This is a genomic window from Neisseria sp. P0021.S006, from assembly GCF_051956895.1.
Genome location: NZ_JBQCWZ010000602.1, coordinates 1 through 815 on the forward strand (window position 1 = coordinate 1; position 815 = coordinate 815).

Genomic DNA, 815 nt, shown 5'->3' on the forward strand with positions numbered 1-815 from the left:
TTTCTGCTCCATGATAATTTTGCGCATCAAACAGAAAAAACATTCATCTAAACCATTTCATCACGCCCATATCGACAAAAAGGCCGTCTGAAAATTCTTCAGACGGCCTTTTCATTCATATCGTTTTATGCGGCAAAGCGTTTGGCAACTTCATCCCAGTTAACGATTTCCCAGAAACCTTTCAGGTAGTTAGGACGGCTGTTGCGGTAGTCGATATAGTAGGCGTGTTCCCATACGTCGCAAGTCAACAGCGGAGTGTTTTCAGTAGTCAGCGGAGTACCTGCATTGGAAGTAGAAACCAGATCCAATTCACCGGCAGGCGTTTTCACCAACCATGCCCAACCAGAGCCGAAAGTACCGGCCGCGCAAGCATCGAACGCTTCTTGGAATTTCTCGAAGCTGCCCCATTTGGCATCGATGGCCGCAGCCAATTCGCCGGCAGGTTTGCCTTGGCCTTTAGGGGTAAAGCCCAGCCAGTAGAAAGTATGGTTCCACGTTTGGGCAGCGTTGTTGAACATACCGCCGGAAGATTTTTTCAGGATTTCTTCCAAAGGCATTTCTTCAAACTCAGTGCCTTTGATTTGATTGTTCAAATTGGTGATGTAAGTTTGATGGTGTTTGCCGTAGTGAAATTCCAAAGTTTCTTTGGTCAGATGAGGGGACAACGCATCCAGTTCATAAGGCAATTGTGGCAGCTTGTGTTCCATTTTTATGCTCCTAATTATTGATATTTATATTTTGGTAGTGTGTGTTGTCAAATCGACAACATTGCTATTTTACCTGCTTTAGCCTAAACAAACCAATTGAACTTACAC

Annotated in this window: 1 protein-coding gene; it reads right to left on the reverse strand. The window is 44.5% G+C overall.

Annotated features, from left to right (window positions below; genetic code table 11):
- Nucleotides 1-125: 125 nt before the first annotated feature.
- The gene (locus tag ACTHUM_RS15965) at nucleotides 126-707 is read right to left on the reverse strand and encodes a superoxide dismutase (RefSeq protein ID WP_070460856.1); all 582 of its coding nucleotides are present in this window, start codon (nucleotides 705-707) and stop codon (nucleotides 126-128) included.
- Nucleotides 708-815 lie beyond the last annotated feature (108 nt).